The sequence below is a fragment of the Haloterrigena turkmenica DSM 5511 genome, from assembly GCF_000025325.1.
Taxonomy (GTDB): Archaea; Halobacteriota; Halobacteria; order Halobacteriales; family Natrialbaceae; genus Haloterrigena; species Haloterrigena turkmenica.
The window spans coordinates 3,721,542-3,736,834 of sequence record NC_013743.1 but is presented as its reverse complement, the minus strand read 5'-3'; the positions used below and the strand labels follow the sequence as shown (position 1 = coordinate 3,736,834).

12 protein-coding genes are annotated in these 15,293 nt (G+C 66.6%); 5 read left to right on the top strand and 7 right to left on the bottom strand.

Annotated elements, in window-relative coordinates:
• Positions 1-382: 382 nt before the first annotated feature.
• Positions 383-1,054 carry a type 1 glutamine amidotransferase gene (locus HTUR_RS17875; protein ID WP_012944736.1) on the top strand — a complete coding sequence of 224 codons (672 nt, stop codon included), beginning with the start codon at positions 383-385 and terminating at the stop codon, positions 1,052-1,054.
• A 54-nt stretch (positions 1,055-1,108) separates the two neighbouring features.
• Here HTUR_RS17875 and HTUR_RS17870 read toward each other — a convergent pair whose 3' ends face one another.
• Complete coding sequence (locus HTUR_RS17870; protein ID WP_012944735.1) at positions 1,109-2,437, bottom strand: MFS transporter; 1,329 nt, start codon at positions 2,435-2,437, stop codon at positions 1,109-1,111.
• Between the two features lie 331 nt (positions 2,438-2,768).
• On the bottom strand, positions 2,769-3,077 hold the full coding sequence (locus tag HTUR_RS17865) for a non-histone chromosomal MC1 family protein (RefSeq protein ID WP_012944734.1): 309 nt from the start codon (positions 3,075-3,077) through the stop codon (positions 2,769-2,771).
• Between the two features lie 239 nt (positions 3,078-3,316).
• On the opposite strand from HTUR_RS17865, the gene HTUR_RS17860 reads away from it, so the two are divergent.
• Complete coding sequence (locus HTUR_RS17860; protein WP_006111025.1) at positions 3,317-3,514, top strand: hypothetical protein; 198 nt, start codon at positions 3,317-3,319, stop codon at positions 3,512-3,514.
• Positions 3,515-3,752: 238 nt separating this feature from the next.
• On the opposite strand, the gene pheT is transcribed toward HTUR_RS17860, so the two are convergent.
• The 4 genes from pheT to HTUR_RS17840 all read right to left on the bottom strand — a co-directional run bounded on the left by pheT (position 3,753) and on the right by HTUR_RS17840 (position 10,559).
• Positions 3,753-5,465: a phenylalanine--tRNA ligase subunit beta gene (pheT, locus tag HTUR_RS17855; protein WP_012944733.1), complete on the bottom strand. Its 1,713-nt coding sequence runs from the start codon at positions 5,463-5,465 to the stop codon at positions 3,753-3,755.
• Positions 5,465-6,991 carry a phenylalanine--tRNA ligase subunit alpha gene (gene pheS, locus HTUR_RS17850; protein WP_012944732.1) on the bottom strand — a complete coding sequence of 509 codons (1,527 nt, stop codon included), beginning with the start codon at positions 6,989-6,991 and terminating at the stop codon, positions 5,465-5,467. The genes pheT and pheS overlap by 1 nt, the downstream gene beginning before the upstream one ends.
• A 347-nt stretch (positions 6,992-7,338) precedes the next feature.
• Entirely contained in the window at positions 7,339-8,832 is a 1,494-nt protein-coding gene (locus HTUR_RS17845) for a hypothetical protein (RefSeq protein WP_012944731.1), read from the bottom strand.
• A gap of 98 nt (positions 8,833-8,930) precedes the next feature.
• Entirely contained in the window at positions 8,931-10,559 is a 1,629-nt protein-coding gene (locus HTUR_RS17840; RefSeq protein WP_012944730.1) for a tryptophan--tRNA ligase, read from the bottom strand.
• Between the two features lie 175 nt (positions 10,560-10,734).
• On the opposite strand from HTUR_RS17840, the gene HTUR_RS17835 reads away from it, so the two are divergent.
• From HTUR_RS17835 to HTUR_RS17825, 3 genes are all read left to right on the top strand, one after another.
• The gene (locus tag HTUR_RS17835) at positions 10,735-12,480 is read left to right on the top strand and encodes an outer membrane protein assembly factor BamB family protein (RefSeq protein ID WP_012944729.1); all 1,746 of its coding nucleotides are present in this window, start codon (positions 10,735-10,737) and stop codon (positions 12,478-12,480) included.
• A 59-nt stretch (positions 12,481-12,539) separates the two neighbouring features.
• Positions 12,540-12,935 (top strand): methylated-DNA--[protein]-cysteine S-methyltransferase, encoded by a 396-nt coding sequence (locus tag HTUR_RS17830; protein WP_012944728.1) that lies wholly within the window; start codon positions 12,540-12,542, stop codon positions 12,933-12,935.
• Between the two features lie 63 nt (positions 12,936-12,998).
• Complete coding sequence (locus HTUR_RS17825) at positions 12,999-13,937, top strand: ornithine cyclodeaminase family protein (RefSeq protein WP_012944727.1); 939 nt, start codon at positions 12,999-13,001, stop codon at positions 13,935-13,937.
• Positions 13,938-14,138: 201 nt separating this feature from the next.
• Here the strand turns inward: HTUR_RS17825 and HTUR_RS17820 are convergent, their stop codons facing one another.
• The gene (locus HTUR_RS17820) at positions 14,139-15,284 is read right to left on the bottom strand and encodes a tubulin/FtsZ family protein (RefSeq protein ID WP_012944726.1); all 1,146 of its coding nucleotides are present in this window, start codon (positions 15,282-15,284) and stop codon (positions 14,139-14,141) included.
• Positions 15,285-15,293: the final 9 nt, after the last annotated feature.

Sequence of the window (15,293 nt, the reverse complement as noted above, 5' to 3'; positions counted from 1 at the left end):
GACCGCGCCGACGCCGTGGCCGCCGCTCTTGGCGGTCTGGAGAGCGTTCTTGTTCAGGTTTCCGTCCGGATCGACGACGGGCAGTTTCAGGTCCGTGAAGTTCTCCGGCGGGAAGCCCGATTCCGAGAGAATGAAGTGGTCCGCGACCTCGCTCAGGTCGTCCGTATCGAAGTCCTCGAGCTACGGCTCGTCCCACTCCTCGGTCGTCGTTCCCGAAAAGTCGGGTTCGTGCATCTCGTAGTCTGTCATATGCGGAACTCCGACGACTCGCAGAATCGAACTACCCCTTGCGTTCTCAACGGACTCGAGTCGCAGTTCGGACCGTTACCACCGCCCCGGTCGTTCGGCACGTCTTTTTTGCCCGGCGTGCAACGTCGAGGCGATGGCATCGCCGACGATCACCGTCGTTCGCAACGAGGTCGAGTCCGACTTCGAGTACCATTGCGACGCCCTCGAGGGTGTCGTCTCCGACGCCGCGGCCGACACTCGAGCGGTCGATTATCCGGCCGGCGAGCGCCCCGACCTCGAGGAAACGAACGGCGTCGTCATCACGGGGAGTACGGCGGGCGTCTACGAGGTCGACGCCCGCTCGTGGATCGCCGACCAGAAGCGGCTCGTCCGAGAACTGGTCGACCGCGAGATGCCGACGCTCGGCGTCTGCTTCGGACATCAGATCGCCAACGCGGCGCTGGGCGGGACCGTCGAGCAGGCCGACACGACCGCCCGACCGGTCGACACCGACCTCGCGGACGAGCCGCTCTTCGACGGCGTCGCGTCGGTCGTCCCGGTCACCCACGGGGATGTCGTCACCGAACCCGGCGACGAGATGGACGTGATCGCGTCGGCCGACTACTATCCCGCGTTCGCGACACGCCACCGGACGGCGCCGCTGTGGACCGTCCAGTTCCACCCCGAGTTCACCGCCGCGCTGCGCGAGCGCCTCGAGGCGGATTTCGGCTGGGCAGAAAACGAGCACGGGTTCGCTGACGTGAACGCGACCCGGGTCGTCGAGAACTTCGCGTCGATCGTCGACGACGCGACCGCGGCGGAGTGAGAAGAGCGTCGCAGGCCGATCTCAGACCGCTCGAACAGCGACTCGAGGGCGACGTCAGTCGTCGCTCGTCGGTCCGGGACTGCCGGTACTGGCGGCGGGGTTCTCGGCGATGAACCAGCCGTTTTCGGTCGCCTTCTCGGCGATGTGAGGCTGGAAGACCCACGCGCTCAGGGCGATGATCGGGATCATGGTGAGCCCGACGACCGCGTAGCCGAGGTGGAGGTTCGACAGGAACGGCGCGGCGAAGATCAGCGGGTAGATCGAGCCGCCGGAGGAGCCGATGCCGCCGACGAACCCCGCAACGGCCCCCGAGTTGTTCGGGAACATCGCGGGCACCTGGGCGAAGATCGCCCCCTCGGCGAACGCACAGCCGGTTCCGACGAGGAAGCCCGCGACGACGGCGATGTAGATGTGGCCGGTCAGGCCGGCCGCGGTCATGCCGAACATCGCGAGTATGACGAACACGAGCGTCGCGAACGTCCACTGCTCGCGGTAGCGGCCCGTGAACACCGGCAGGATGTCCTTCTCCTTGCGCGCGACGAGGTCGCTGACGTAGCCGCCGATCGGGCGGAGCAGTCCCGCCGCGATCGAGAACGTCGCGGCGAACGTCGCCGCGATCACGATGTCGCTCTGGCCGAACGCCTCGCGGTAGTAGGTGCCCAGCCAGCCGTTCATCGCCAGCTCGAGGCCGAAGGTCATGACGTAGGCCACCGCGAGCACGACCGCGCCGTGGCGCGTCGCGATGTAGAGCCACTGCTCGAAACTGACGCCCTGTTTGGTTTCCTCGCGCTTCGCGGTGCTTTTCGCCGCGTCGCCGAAGACGAAGTACAGGACGCCGATCACGACGGCGAGTACGCCCGTGTAGAAGAACGCGGCCCGCCAGTTCGACGAGAACAGCGGTCCGACGTACCCCTCACCGAAGATCCGCGGCAGGGTGAAGTACGCGCCCAGTCCCGCGCCGGCGTTGCCGATCCCAGCGAAGATCCCTTCCGCCGTCCCGAGTTCCTCCGCTTCGAACCACTCGGAGACGTGCTGGATGCCGATGACGAAGGTGATTCCGGCCAGCGAGGCGACGATCCGAGAGGCCGTAAACACCTCGTAGGTCTGTGCGAACGCGCTGATGATCGCGAAGGTTCCGACGAGGAGCATCGTCCCTCCCGCCGTCACCGGCGCCCCGTATCTGTCGGTCAGCGGGCCGACGATGATTCGGCCGAGCGGCACGGCGATGACGGCCGCGCTCGAGACGATCCCGAGCTGGGCCACCGAGAGCCCGAACTCGTCGGCGATCTCGCCCGTGAAGGGGGCGAAGGAGAACCAGATGACGAATCCGAGATTGAACATCGCCGTCGCGAGGATCAGGTTCTTGTACTTCGCGGGGATCATGCGCCGCCCTCACCCCCGATCGACGAATCTCGGCACGCGTGTGGTCCGCATACCGAGGACGAATCTGAAGTACAACCGTTTAGTTTTCCACGACTTAGGTTGTCGATTGGGCTCATATTGCAACTTAGCCTGGCTGTTCGATGCTATAAAAGGATAATTCTTAGATGGTCTCAACACTAGTGTGCAGTAGGTATCGGACTAAACCCCTTCTAGGACTTCGGCGACGTCATCGAACGACGGGAGAGAAAACGAAAAGTTGAACTAAAATCCAGAATTTATAGACAGATAGCGCTACTCAACTCGCGAAGAGAAAAACTCGTCCGCCAGCGACTCACTCGTCTAAGTGTTCGATCCCTTTCTTCGAGACGTTCGCCTCCGTGATCTCCCCGGGCATCCAGTCGGGCTTGTCGTCGGGAGCCGTCTCCTCCCACGCCCAGCCGTCGTAGATGTGGACCTTGTCCGTTCCCTTCTCCCGTAACCTGAGTTCGACGCGTTCCGCGGCGTCCTCGCTCGAGCCCGGCTCGAGCCGCCGGGCCGCCTTGAGAGCGGCCTGTCGCGGGGTGTTTCCGGAGAAGACGCTCGATTCCTCGCCGTCCGACTCGCGCAGTGCAAAGTTTCGTTTCCCGTCTTCGCGTACCATAAGTTTCGCCTCCATGTCAATCCAGCACACGATCCGACATAAAGATATCCCCCAAAACCGACCGACTGCGGCGGTATCTTTAAGTGAGTAGCTTCCGCCAGTGTACCGCATTGCTCGGAGGACGACTACAACAATGCTGACGGTTCCGTCCCCTGGTTTCACCGCTCGTTCGGTCATTCGTTGAGGCGTCGAAAACACTTAAGTATATCCTACGGCGAAGTTCGGGATAGAATCCCGCGATGGTACGGAAAAAGAAGCTGAGTCCAAGCGGTGCCAAAGACGAAGACGGCAACTATCACAACGTCCATCTGAACCTCCACGAGGACGAACTGGCAGTCGCGGGCATGGATATCGGCGACGAGGTTTTCGTCCGCGTCCGAGACGGCAAGATAATCATCCAGAAAGCCGACGAGGAAGACGTCGAACACGAGTTCTAAGGAACGAACTTTTGCGCTGCGTTCTGAGCGTGCCGGTAGCGCCGGTAGCGCTCCCGGCCGCTCGTCACTCGGCAAAACTTCGATGAAAAGCACTCCTCCCTCCGTTCTCTCGCTCCCGTTAGTCGCTCGTTCACATCGGTCGTCGGCCCGCTCGCTCACTTCGTTCGCTCGCGGTACGAATGCTCGAGCTGCGACCGCAGATTGAGTTCGAACTCGAGAACGAAAACCGAGCAGCCGACTACTGCAGCGCCTCGAGGTCGAACTCGAAGGCCGCGACCGGCACCTCGAGGTCGTGCTCGACGAGCACCTTGGGGTGGACCTCGCCGATGACGCCGACTTCTTCGCCGTCGATGACGACGGCTGCGGTGCGGCCCGGGATGAAGGTCGGGTGATCGGTCGGCGGCGTCTCGAGGTCGACGTCGAAGTTCTCCGCGAGCGCCTGCAGACGCGCCTTGGCGTCCTCGTAGCCCGCTTCGTGGCTCGCGAGGACGGCTCCGACGTGGCGGTTCTCGCCGACGCCGGTGTTCTCGCGCTCGTCGACGCGGGCCGTAAAGCCGATCTCCGAGAGGTGCTGGGGGTACGAGCGGTGGGTGTTGCGCTCTAAGACCATCAGCAGCGAGGGCATGGTCCAGGTCCGCAGCATGGTGTAGTCCTCGCTGTAGGCCTCTTTGATTGTCGCGGGCTCGCCGGCGCCGTAGACGTCGGCGTCGGGTTCGACGTCCATGCGCTCGTAGTTCTCTTCCTCGTTGATCATGTGGAAGTTGAGGAGGTCCTCGAAGCCGAGGCCCACGAGTTGGGTTCGGGCAGCGCGCTCGAGGCGGGAGCGCTCGTGGCGGCCGCCGACGGTCCCCACGTCGGGGTAGGTCGGCTCGAGGTCGTTGAAGCCGTAGGCGCGCCCGAGGTCGTCGATGACGTCCAGCGGGTGGAGGACGTCGACGCGGTAGGGCGGGATCGTCACGTCGTAGACGAGATTTCCGTCGTCCTCTTCCCGTTCCGCTTCGAGACCGGAGCGCTCGGCGAGGTCGATAACCTCCTCGGGGTCGAGACCGATGCCGAGAATGGTCTCGATGCGGTCGTGGGCGACCGTCTTCGTCTTCGTCGAGAGGTCCGGCCGGACGATTTCGCGGTCGGGGTATTCAACTTCGACGTCCTCGAGCGTAGCTCCGCGCGCGGCCAGCGCGTAGCAGACGATGTTGAGCATCTTGTCGATCGTCCACTGGTCGGTGCCCGTCATCTCGACGAACAGGTCCCGCGAGTCCGTCGAGACCTCGGTGCGCCGGCCGTTGATGACCGGCGGGAACGAGAACAGCCCCAGATCGTCGTAGATCGCGGGGTAACGCTCGTACTCGCTGACGAGGTCGGCGTAGGTCTGGCCCGTCTGATGGTCCTCGAGGACTTCCGCGGGCGTCATCTCTCGATCCGAGTCGAGGGGGACGAACGTGTCCGCGTCGGGCTCGAGCCCGACGTACTCGATCGTCGGCTCGCTCTCGTCCGTGGCGGACCGACCCTTCAGCATCGTCAGGTCGTGGACCCCGATCGCGCCCTTCGCTCGCTTGCGACCCATCGTCGCGTGGAGCTTCTCCTGGAGTTGGATGAGCGACTCGAGGGCCTCGTCGTCGAGATCGACGTCGCGGATCACCGCGCCCGTCACGTAGGGCCGCTCGTCCGGCACGGAGTCGTCGACCTCGATGGTCCAGTCCGCCGAGTTCGTCGAGGGAACGTGGACCCCGCGCGAGTCGCCGTAGTGATAGCGCATCGAGCGCGCGACGCCCTCGACCGAGAGCCGGTCGAGGCGGTCTGGCGCGAACTCGAGTTCGAACTCGCCGTCTTCCGTTCGTCCTTCGAACTCGAGGCCGAGGCCGAACAGGTCGTCTTTGAGTTCGTCGTCGCTCTTCTCTTCGCGACCGGTCAGGCCGCGCAGTTCGTCGGGATCGATATCGACGGTGGGCATCAGTAGGTCACCTCCGCGTTCCGCAGGAACTCGAGATCGGCCAGCGTGCCGTGGAGGTCGCGGATGTCCTCCGCGCCGGTGGTCAGCATGGCGAGTCGCTCCAGTGCGAGTCCCCAGGCCATGACGTCGCAGTCGACGCCCAGCGGTTCCAGCATTTCCTCGCGGAAGATGCCGGAGTTGCCGATCTCGATCAGTTCGCCTGTCGTGGGGTGGGTGCCGAACAGCTCGAAGGACGGTTCGGTGTAGGGGTTGTAGTGGGGTTTGAACTGGATGTCCTCGATACCGAACTGGGCGTAGAACTCCTCGAAGGTGCCCATGAGGTCCCGCACCGAGAGGTCCTCGGCCATCACCCAGCCCTCGATCTGGTAGAACTCGAGTAGGTGGGTCGCATCGAGGGTGTCGTTGCGGTAGGCCTTCTCGACGCTGAAGAAGCGCGCGGGCGGTTCGATCTCGCCGATCTGGGTCCCGGAGAGATAGCGCGTCGACAGCGAGGTCGTGTGCCCGCGAAGCGCGAGCGCGCGAGCGAAGTCCTCGTCCCACGGCGAGTGGTAGCCTTCGCTGTCCTCGCCCAGCCCCTCGCGGTGGACGCGCTCGACGTCCGCGACGAGGTCTTCCGGCAATTCGTCGATGTGACTGGGCTGCTCCATGGCGAAGCGATCCCAGTGGGTCCGCGCCGGGTGGTCCTGAGGCATGAACAGGCAGTCGTTGATCCAGAAGTCCGCGTCGACGTGGGGGCCGTCCATCTCCTGGAAGCCCATCCCGACGAGGACGTCCTTGACGCGCTCGGACATCTGGCGCAGAACGTGGACCTTGCCGCCCTCGAACTCCTCGGCGTCGGCCTCGACGTTGTACTCGGCGAACTCGACGTCCTCCCAGTCGCCGCTCGTGAGGAGTTCGGGCGTGACCTGGCCGACCGTCTCGGCGGTCTCGATGCCGGCCATCAACTCGGTGACCGCGCGCTCGGTCAGGATGACCTCGCGGACGGTCGACTCCCGGCGCTCGAGCAGGCCGCGTCGGTCGAGCTGGTCGATCGTGTCCGCGTCGACGTCGACAGCGTCGACGGGGGCCTCGTCCGCGTCCGAGAGCGCCTCGAGCGCGTTCGCCTCCGCGTCCGCCGACGGGTCGGCGTCGGGATCGGCCGTGATCTCGCCGCTGTCGATCGTGCCGTACCCCTTCCGGGCGTAGTTCGAGAGCGCGATGTCGACCTGCGGCCCCTCGAGCCCCGAGGCGCCGATGACCTGTCCCATCTGCACTGGTTCCTCGTCGGCGCCGGCCTCGAGGGCGGCCTCGTAGAGCCGGATCTCGGGGAGCGTTGCCGTCGCGTAGTCGGCGCCTTCGTCCGTGAGCGTTACCGTTTCGTCGACGCGTTCCTCGACGGCGACCAGCCCCTCCGTCTCGAGTTCGAACGCCGCTCCGGTGACGGTTTCGGGTGGAAGGTCGGCTCGCTCGGCGAGCGCGTCGACGGACGTTGCCTCGTCCGCACTCGCGGCCTCCAAGACCGCGACCTGTTGTTCGGGAAGTTGCATTCGCTTACCTGAATTGCCGTGGGTCGGTCAGTTAGCGGTTCCGACTCGGTTCGAGGTCGCTGCGAGCGGGTCAGACCGCCGCGAGGTCCGCCGTCGCGACTCGAACCGACTGCACTGACGCGGACGGTTTCGCCGCGAGCGACCGATACGGCCGCTCGCGGCTCCACCGGCCCGGACTCACCGGGCGAAGAAGAAGCCGAATCCCGATCGCAGTCGCTGTGGCCGACCGTCGACACCACCGTCGCCGTGGGATTCGGTTGCCATACGCGATAGCACTCAGTATCGGCCTAAAAACGTTGTGATACGATTACCCACACCACGGCCCGACGGGGCGACGGCGTCCCCGCTCAGTCGTTCGAGAGCCGCGTCGTCTCGAGCGAGCCGCTGTCGACCCACTCGAAGCCGGACTGCTCGGCGCTGGCCGTCGCCTCGGGGACCGCCGCGGGATCGAACTCGTCGGCGAACTCGATACGCGTCTCGCTGGGACCGCTCGCGGGCAGTTCGGGGAGGAAGTCGTCGTCCTCGAGGAGTCCCTCGACGTCGACGACGCCGCCGGCGCCCAGCGCGACCCCGAGCGCGCGGTAGCGGTCGTTCTCCGTGGCGAACTCCTCGCCCGCGCCGAAGGAGTCGTTGGTCACGCGGGCCGTCTTCGTGGTCCCCGAGAGCGTGCCGAACCCGTCGTCCGACGAATTATCCTCGTCCTCGGCCTCGCTCTCGTCGTCGCCGTCGGTATCGGATCGATCCGCTCTCCCCGCCGCTCGCTCGCGCTCCGTCTCGAGGATCGAGTCGGCGACGTCCCGTGGCGACGCGTCGGCACTCGAGTCGGCGTCGTGCACCCGCGAGACGATCGGCGACCCGCCCCGGAGTTCGAACTCGCCAGCCTCCGTTGACGGCGCCGACGTGGCTGTCGTCGACGCGGCTGCCGACGACAGCGGCCCCTGTGTCGAACCGCTCGCGTCGGCCGAGGTGTCGTCGGTGGGGGCGTCGTCGGTTCGTGCCGTCGAGGGGCGTTCGGGTTCGGCCTCGTCGATGAGCGACGCGACTGAGTTCCGTCCGTCGTCGGCCGCCGCTGTTTCCGTCTCGTCAACGCCGGCGAGGGGATTCGAGCGCCGTTCGGCGCGCTCGAGCGCCCACGCCGGCCACGGATCCGACTCGGTTGCGTCCGCCGGACCGATCCCGTCGTCGGCGTTCTCGGGTACGTACGCCTCGAGGTCGTGGGTCGGCAGTAAGGGTCGGTCGAACGCCGAAATCCGCTCGCCGTAGCGATCGCGAAGCGCCTCGAGCTCCCCTTTCTCGACCAGCGCGGCCCGCCAGCGGTCGGCGCCCGCCGAGAGGAGGACGATCGTCGCGTCGGTGCCCGCGAGCAGGCGCTCGTCGACCGCCCGCAGGACGGCGGGCAGGTTGTCGTCGGCGAGCGGCGTTTGCGGGTAGGCGACCGTCGCCTCCCGCTCTCGACCGTTCGAATCCGTCGCGGCGAGTTCCAGTCGGTCGCGGCCGTTCTCGGCCGGCCCCGTTCGCGTCCACTCGAACGACCAGCCGATCGCGTCGAAGACGGCCTCGAGTTCCCGTCCCAGCGCCCGCTGGGCGTAGCGCGCCGAGCAGGTCAGCCCGCGGTCGCTCCGGCAGACGAGTTGGCGCACCGTCGCCGTCCGGTCGCGCGCGTCCGCGAGGACGTCCGAAAGGATCGACTCGAGCGAGCGCTCCTCCTGACCGGGCGGAACCGCGGTGCGGTATTCCCGACGCTGGGCGCGGACGTCGTCGGGCGTGACGCCGAAGGAGCCGAGGACGTCGGCGCAGACGACGACGTCTCGGTCCGGATCGTCGGCGCGACCGGTCTCCATCGATGCGGCCTACACTGCGACCCCGGATATGCTTTCTCCTGAAACCGAGAAAAATCAGCGGCCAGACATCGGTTATACCCCTGCTACCGCGGCGCCGTCTACTGTCGCCGGCGCGGCGACTCGAGTTCGATGTCGGTCTCTTCGAGCAGTTCCTCGACTTCCTCGCGTTTCTCCTGGTGTTCCTCGAGGAACTCCCGCATCAGCTGGGCGGCCTGCTCCTTGCAGTCGCCACAGAGTCGCTCGCCGCTCGTACACTCGTCGTAGACGCGCTTGGCGAACTCGTCGTCGTCGCCGGCCAGCAGGTAGGCGTAGAGCTCGTAGACGGGACACTCGTCGGCCTTCCCGCCCTTCTCGCGGTGTTCCTCCGCTGTCTCGCGGCCGCCCGTGGACGCGGCCTTGACCTTGTCGTAGCCGTCCTCGGGGTCGTCCAGCAGCGAGATGTGGGAGGCGGGAATCGAGGAGGACATCTTGCCGCCGGTCAGCCCGGTCATGAAGCGGTGGTAGATCGAGGACGGCGGGCGGAAGCCGTAGCCGCCGTTGTCGACCTCGATCTCGCGGGCGAGTTCCTCGGCCTCCCCACGATCGAGGTCGAAGGCGTCGATGTGACTCTCGTAGACCCGTTTCTCGCCGTCGATGGTTTCGACGAGGGCGTCGAACGCTTCCTCGGTCGCCCGCCGGTCGAAGAAGCGCGTGCGCGGCCGGATCGGCTCCATGCCGGCCTCCTCGAGTTTCGTCAGTACCGAACTCAGCGTGTCGGCGCCGACCTCGAGATCGGCCAGCGGCGTCTCTTCTAACGCCTCGGCGACGTGGACGCAGCGCAGCGTGTCGTCGTCGAACGCCTCGGGCTCGAGTCGCTCGTAGAACTCCGCGACCAGCGCGCGCTCCTCGTCCTCGAGTTCGAAGCTGGCGTAGGCCTCGGTGACCTTGAAGAAGCGCATCCGTTCGGCTAAGTCCCGCGCCAGCCGGACGTGGGGGTCCTGGTCGGGGCCGACGGGGATAACCGTCGGTTTGGGCTCCTCGAGTTGCGGGTAGAGGATGTCGGCCATCTGGGTGACGACCGACTGCATGTGCGAGACGTCGGTCTCGCCGTCGAAGCCGTAGATCGCCTGGAACTCCGAGAAGTTGGCGTCGGCGCCCAGTTCGAAGGCGAGATCCTGCAGTTCGCGGTTCTCGGACTGGCGGTAGAGTTCGCCCTCCTCGGGGTCGAAGCCGAGCGCGAGCAGGGAGAGCAGGTAGTCCCGGGCGTGCTCGTCGATCTCTTCCCAGGACATGCCGCGGGCCGAGTTGGCCTCGAGGTCGGCGATCAGGCCGTAGGCGTCGGCACCCTGCTGTTGGTGCCAGATGATCTCGTCGAAGACCAGCTTGTGGCCGATGTGGGGGTCGCCGGTCGGCATGAACCCGGAGAGGACGGCCGCGGGCTCGTCGTTCTGCAGGGCCTCGGCGACCGGGCGGTAGTCCCGGTGACCGAAGATGACGCCCCGCCGCATCAGGTAGTGCGGATTCGGTACCTCCTCTAAGACCTCGTCGAACTCCTCGATGCCGAACTCCTCGAAGAGCTTGCGGTAGTCGGAGACGCTCGAGGATCCCCAGGGGTCCAGCGCGACGTCATCGGCACCGGCAGCGCCGCCGTCGGGTCGGAGTTCCGACTGCGGTTCCGCGGTCCCATCACCTCCATCGGTCGTCGATTCCCCTGACTCAGGCACCTCGAGTGGGTCGTCTCCGGTCATTAGATTCGTCTTGGCGCGCCAGTTCGCAAAAGCCTTCGGCTTCGCGGCGGTGTCCGCACCGAATCGGGAACTAACCCGCCTCGCGCGGCCGTCGTTTCGCTCGTTCGAACTGTTTTCGCGGGCGAAACGGGCTACCGCACGTATAAGAAAACCGAAGTTCGGCGACGGGTAGCGTGTGACCGAACGAACCAGACGGACGATACTGGCCACCGGAGCGGCGGCCCTGACCAGTGGGGCACTCGCTTCGATCGGGACGGTCAGTGCCGACGCACGGTCCCGCTCGTCGGCGGCAGCGGAATCGAGCGGATGGACGTCGCACCGCGGAACGGCGGCGAACACGGCGTTCGTCGAGACCGACGCGTTCCCGGAACTGGGGGCCGTCGCGTGGGAGTACGACGAGACCGGGGACGTCGTCGCCGCCGACGACTGGGTCTTCCTGCGGACCGACGACGGCGAGGTCCACGCGCTCGACGCCGCCGCCGGCGATCTGAAGTGGAAGCGAACGGAGCTCGAGGCGGCGGAAACCCCTGCAATCGCCGACGGGACGGTCTTCGTTGCCGGGAACCGACTGACCGCGCTCGACGGCGCGACCGGCGACGTGCTGTGGAAGGTCCCGTTCGACGAGGGCGAGTCCGTCGGCAGCCCGACGGTCGCAGACGGGACGGTCTACGTCGGCGCCGACGGATCGCTCTACGCGGTCGACGCTCGCGACGGGTCGATCGTCTGGCGGCACGACAGCATCGAGGTCACCGCCTTCGTCGGGGAACTCCAGGACGGCGAAGAAGAGGAACGCCAGTTCGCGGCCCACGCCGTCGCCGTCGCCGACGGTACCGTCTACGCGCCCACCTCGTCGTCGGGGTTCGTCGCTCTCGATGCCGTCTCGGGAAACACGCTGTGGACGACGGACCTGCGAACCGGCGACGACCTCGTTATTCCGACCGAGGACGGCGTCTACGTGGAAAACTTCGAAACGGGTCACATGGCCGGGGAGGCCTACCGAACGGCCTACGACGGCGAACCTGAGCCGGTCGGTCCCGGGAGTCTCGGGGAGTCCGACGATCGCTTCAATGAGTACACCGCCTTCGCAACGTCCGACGAGGTGCGCCTCGTCGTCTCCGATGACGGAGATCGTCTCGGGGCGTGGGACTACGAACGCGAGGAGTACCGGTGGGCGTACGACGACCTCGGCGAGATGCGCCTCTTCCAGTGGCCGCTGATCGTCGGCGACACGGCCGTCGTTGCCTACTTCCTGCCGTCCGCCGCCGACGGCGAGTTGGCCGGGTACGACGAGACCGAGGAGTTCGGAACGGAACCGGCGATCCTCGGGATCGACCTCGAGGACGGCTCCAAACAGTGGGCGATCTCCTACGAGGATATCGGAGGCCTCGGCCGCTCGAGCGACGATCATCCCTACGTCGTCAGTGAGAACGCTCTCTATGTCAGCACCGACAAACTCGTCGCCGTTCGACCGTCCGCGGACGGAGGTGACGGGGAGGACGATCCCGATGACGCGACCGACGAATCGGACGACAGCGAGGCAGACGACGGCGAGACAGACGACAGCGAGACAGACGACAGCGAGACGGACAACGATGAGACGGATGGCGACGAAGCGAACGACAGCGAGACGAATGGCGGCGAAGTAAACGACAGCGAGACGGACGGTGGAACCACCGACGGCTCATCGTCGGTGGACGAACGCAATAACGACAGCGAACCGGACGCGAACCTCGGAACGGATGCGTCCGAAAACGCCTCGGGAGGGGAAGCCGCCAACGAGAGCGAGTCGGACGGAGCCACGGACGAGGCCGATAACGTCCCCGGCTTCACGACCAGTGCCAGTCTCGTCGGCGGCGGACTCTCGCTCGAGTGGCTCCGCCGTCGAGCGACGACGGACGAGTCGGCGGAGCGAAGCGAGTGATTCCGTTCGACGGGTTCTGACCTGCTAGAGTAAAGCGACGCCTCGACGAACGATACGATATGCAGATCCGGGTGTTCGACCGCGAGTGTGGAATCGACGACTCGAGGATCGACGCGGACGCAGAGGTGATCCGCGAGCGGGTCCGCGAGTACGAGGCCGGCGAGCGAACGACGTTCGACTTCGAAATCGACTATCTCGACGGGTTCACGGGTGACGTCATGCGGGCGATGGAACGGATTCCGTCCGGCGAGACGCGAACATACGGCGAGATCGCGGCCGACCTCGAGACGGCCCCGATCGCGGTCGGACAGGCCTGCGGCCGCAACCCGGTACCCGTCGTCGTCCCCTGTCACCGGATCGTCGGCGCCGACTCGCTGACCGGCTACGCGGGCGGACTGGACCTGAAGCGACGACTGCTCGAGCACGAGGGGGCGGTGATTCCGGGCGAGCCGTAGGTCGGTGTGCGATCCGCTCGAGCGTCCGCGAACCGTTATATTCGCTCCGCGTAACGTCCGCGTATGGTCGAGTTCCCGATTCTGACGGACGGCGACGTCTACTCGCAGTTCGACTACGAGACCGTCGTCGACGCGATGCACGACGCGTTCGCCGAACGCGCCGCGGGGACCCTCGAGGCGCCGCCGCGCTGGTACGTCGAGGCCGGCGAGGGCGAACTCGTCTTCACGGTCGGCGCCGCGACGGGACCGACGGACGCCGCTGGATTCCGGGTTTACGAGACCCACGGGTCGGGCGAGGACCACACGCAACTGGTGGCCGTCTTCGACGCGACGACCGGTACCTTCGAGGGACTGATCGTCGGCCACGCGACCAGTAGTCTCCGGACGGGCGGGATCGGTGGCGTCGCGATCGACTGTCTAGCCCGCGAGGACAGCGACACGCTGGGAATTCTGGGCGCTGGGTTTCAGGCGCGGACGCAGGTCGGCGCGGCCTGTGCGGTCCGGGACTTCGACGAAGTACTGGTCTACAGCCCAACGCCGGAGAGTCGCACGGCGTTCGCCGAGACCGCAAACGAGGACGTCGAACCGCCCGTCCGCGCGGTCGACGACCCCGAACCGGTCGTCCGCGAGGCCGACGCGCTCGTCTGCGCGACCGACAGCACCGACCTCGTCTTCGATCCAGACTGGCTCGAGGCCGGAACCCACGTGACGACCATCGGACCGCGCTTCCGAGACGCTCACGAACTACCCCTCGAGGTCGTCGACCGCGCCGATGCCATCGCGACCGACTCGCTCCCGCAGGTCGATGCCTACGACCGCGAGTATCTGGTCTCCGGTGATGACTACGACCGGATGGTCGAACTCGCCGACGTGCTCGAGAACCCGGATCTAGGTCGCACGGATGCGAACGAGGTCACGCTGTTCTGCTCGGTCGGACTCGCGGGGATGGAGGTCGTGTTAGGACAGCGGTTTCTCGAGGAATTCGGCGCTGAGAATCGGTAGTCGGAGCGATTCGAACGTGATTCGAAGCGTTCCGTTCGGCGGTCTCTCGGTCGACTCAGTCGGTATACGCCGCGACGACGGCATCGGCGGCGGCGAAGGCGCCGGTAGGAGCAACACGCCGAGGACGGCCCACGCGAGAATCGGTAGAATGGCCGATGTATGCCGATTTCAGGTGGGGATCGTCCGTTTCTGGCGCGCCGTCTACGCTGCCCGATCTGCCGCGCGCAGCTCCTCGAGCCGGTCCGATTCAACTCCAGCTAACACGACCGCCGCGAAGACCGTCTCGCCGTCGGGACGGGGCGCATCGCCGCCCAGCACGCCGTTCTCGCCGACGGTCGACTGCAGCGCCCGCCGCCCCTCGGCGACCGCCTGCCGGTTGAGCCACGTCGGCGGCCCGCCGACGACCAACAGCCCGCGAGCGGCCGTCTCGGGGTCACACTCGAGCGTCAGCTTCCCGTGGACGCCCTTCCGGACGACCGTTTCGACGGCACTGACCGCTTCGCTCGTCTCGACGTCCCGTTCGGTCGGCAGGAGGCCGAGCCCGAACCGAGAGCGCTTCGTCTCGACGTCTTGATCGCCGTAGCCCAGCGCTACGATCGCCGATTCGTTGCCGAGAATTCGCTCGACGTCGCTCGCGTCGATCACGTTCTGGGCGACCGGACCGTCCGACTCGCCGCCACCGCCGGCGAAGACGGCCGCGACGCGACCTGCGAGTTCCCGGTTGGACCGATCACGGGCGTCCGAAACTGTCTCGCCGGGGCGCAGCCACGCCTCGTTGTCGAAACAGACGACGGCGCTCGCCAGCCCTTCGAGGCGCTCGAGCGTGGCGACCGCGTTCGACGCCGCGGTCGGCCGTGGCGGCTCGTCGCTCCCGGCGGCCGCGGTCGTTCGCGAGTGCGGTCCGGTATCCCCGGCGTCGGCGTCGGGATCAAACTCCCGATCAGCCGGCAGCGTCGCCAGCACGTAGACGGACGCGTCGTACCGGCGCTGCAGCGCGGCGACGAGTGCGGGCGCCGTTCCGCCGCCGGTCGCGCCGCCGAGTCCCACGGCGACCAGAAACGCGTCGGACTCGCCCGGCGTGCCCTGTTCCAGCGCCTCGAGCAGTTCCTCGGCGTGGGTCTCGCCCATCTCGAACCGGCGCTCGAGATCGTCGTCCGCGTCGATTCCGGTGCCCTGTCCGTACTGGTGGCGGTGCGATTCGGGCACGACGGTCCGCTGGAGCGTCGCCGCGTCGGTGTCGAAGACGAAAACGTCCGTCAGAAACGAGTGGTCCGCCGGCTCCGCGGCTCGGATCGCGTCGGCGATCCGACAGCCCGCGCCCCCGATGCCGATCACCTCGAGTTGCATACCGGGATA

Bases quoted from the DNA above. Each gene is read 5' to 3' on its own strand.
- HTUR_RS17875 (WP_012944736.1), top strand. From the start codon at position 383: ATGGCATCGCCGACGATCACCGTCGTTCGCAACGAGGTCGAGTCCGAC.
- HTUR_RS17870 (WP_012944735.1), bottom strand. From the start codon at position 2,437: ATGATCCCCGCGAAGTACAAGAACCTGATCCTCGCGACGGCGATGTTC.
- HTUR_RS17865 (WP_012944734.1), bottom strand. From the start codon at position 3,077: ATGGTACGCGAAGACGGGAAACGAAACTTTGCACTGCGCGAGTCGGAC.
- HTUR_RS17860 (WP_006111025.1), top strand. From the start codon at position 3,317: ATGGTACGGAAAAAGAAGCTGAGTCCAAGCGGTGCCAAAGACGAAGAC.
- pheT (WP_012944733.1), bottom strand. From the start codon at position 5,465: ATGCCCACCGTCGATATCGATCCCGACGAACTGCGCGGCCTGACCGGT.
- pheS (WP_012944732.1), bottom strand. From the start codon at position 6,991: ATGCAACTTCCCGAACAACAGGTCGCGGTCTTGGAGGCCGCGAGTGCG.
- HTUR_RS17845 (WP_012944731.1), bottom strand. From the start codon at position 8,832: ATGGAGACCGGTCGCGCCGACGATCCGGACCGAGACGTCGTCGTCTGC.
- HTUR_RS17840 (WP_012944730.1), bottom strand. From the start codon at position 10,559: ATGACCGGAGACGACCCACTCGAGGTGCCTGAGTCAGGGGAATCGACG.
- HTUR_RS17830 (WP_012944728.1), top strand. From the start codon at position 12,540: ATGCAGATCCGGGTGTTCGACCGCGAGTGTGGAATCGACGACTCGAGG.
- HTUR_RS17825 (WP_012944727.1), top strand. From the start codon at position 12,999: ATGGTCGAGTTCCCGATTCTGACGGACGGCGACGTCTACTCGCAGTTC.
- HTUR_RS17820 (WP_012944726.1), bottom strand. From the start codon at position 15,284: ATGCAACTCGAGGTGATCGGCATCGGGGGCGCGGGCTGTCGGATCGCC.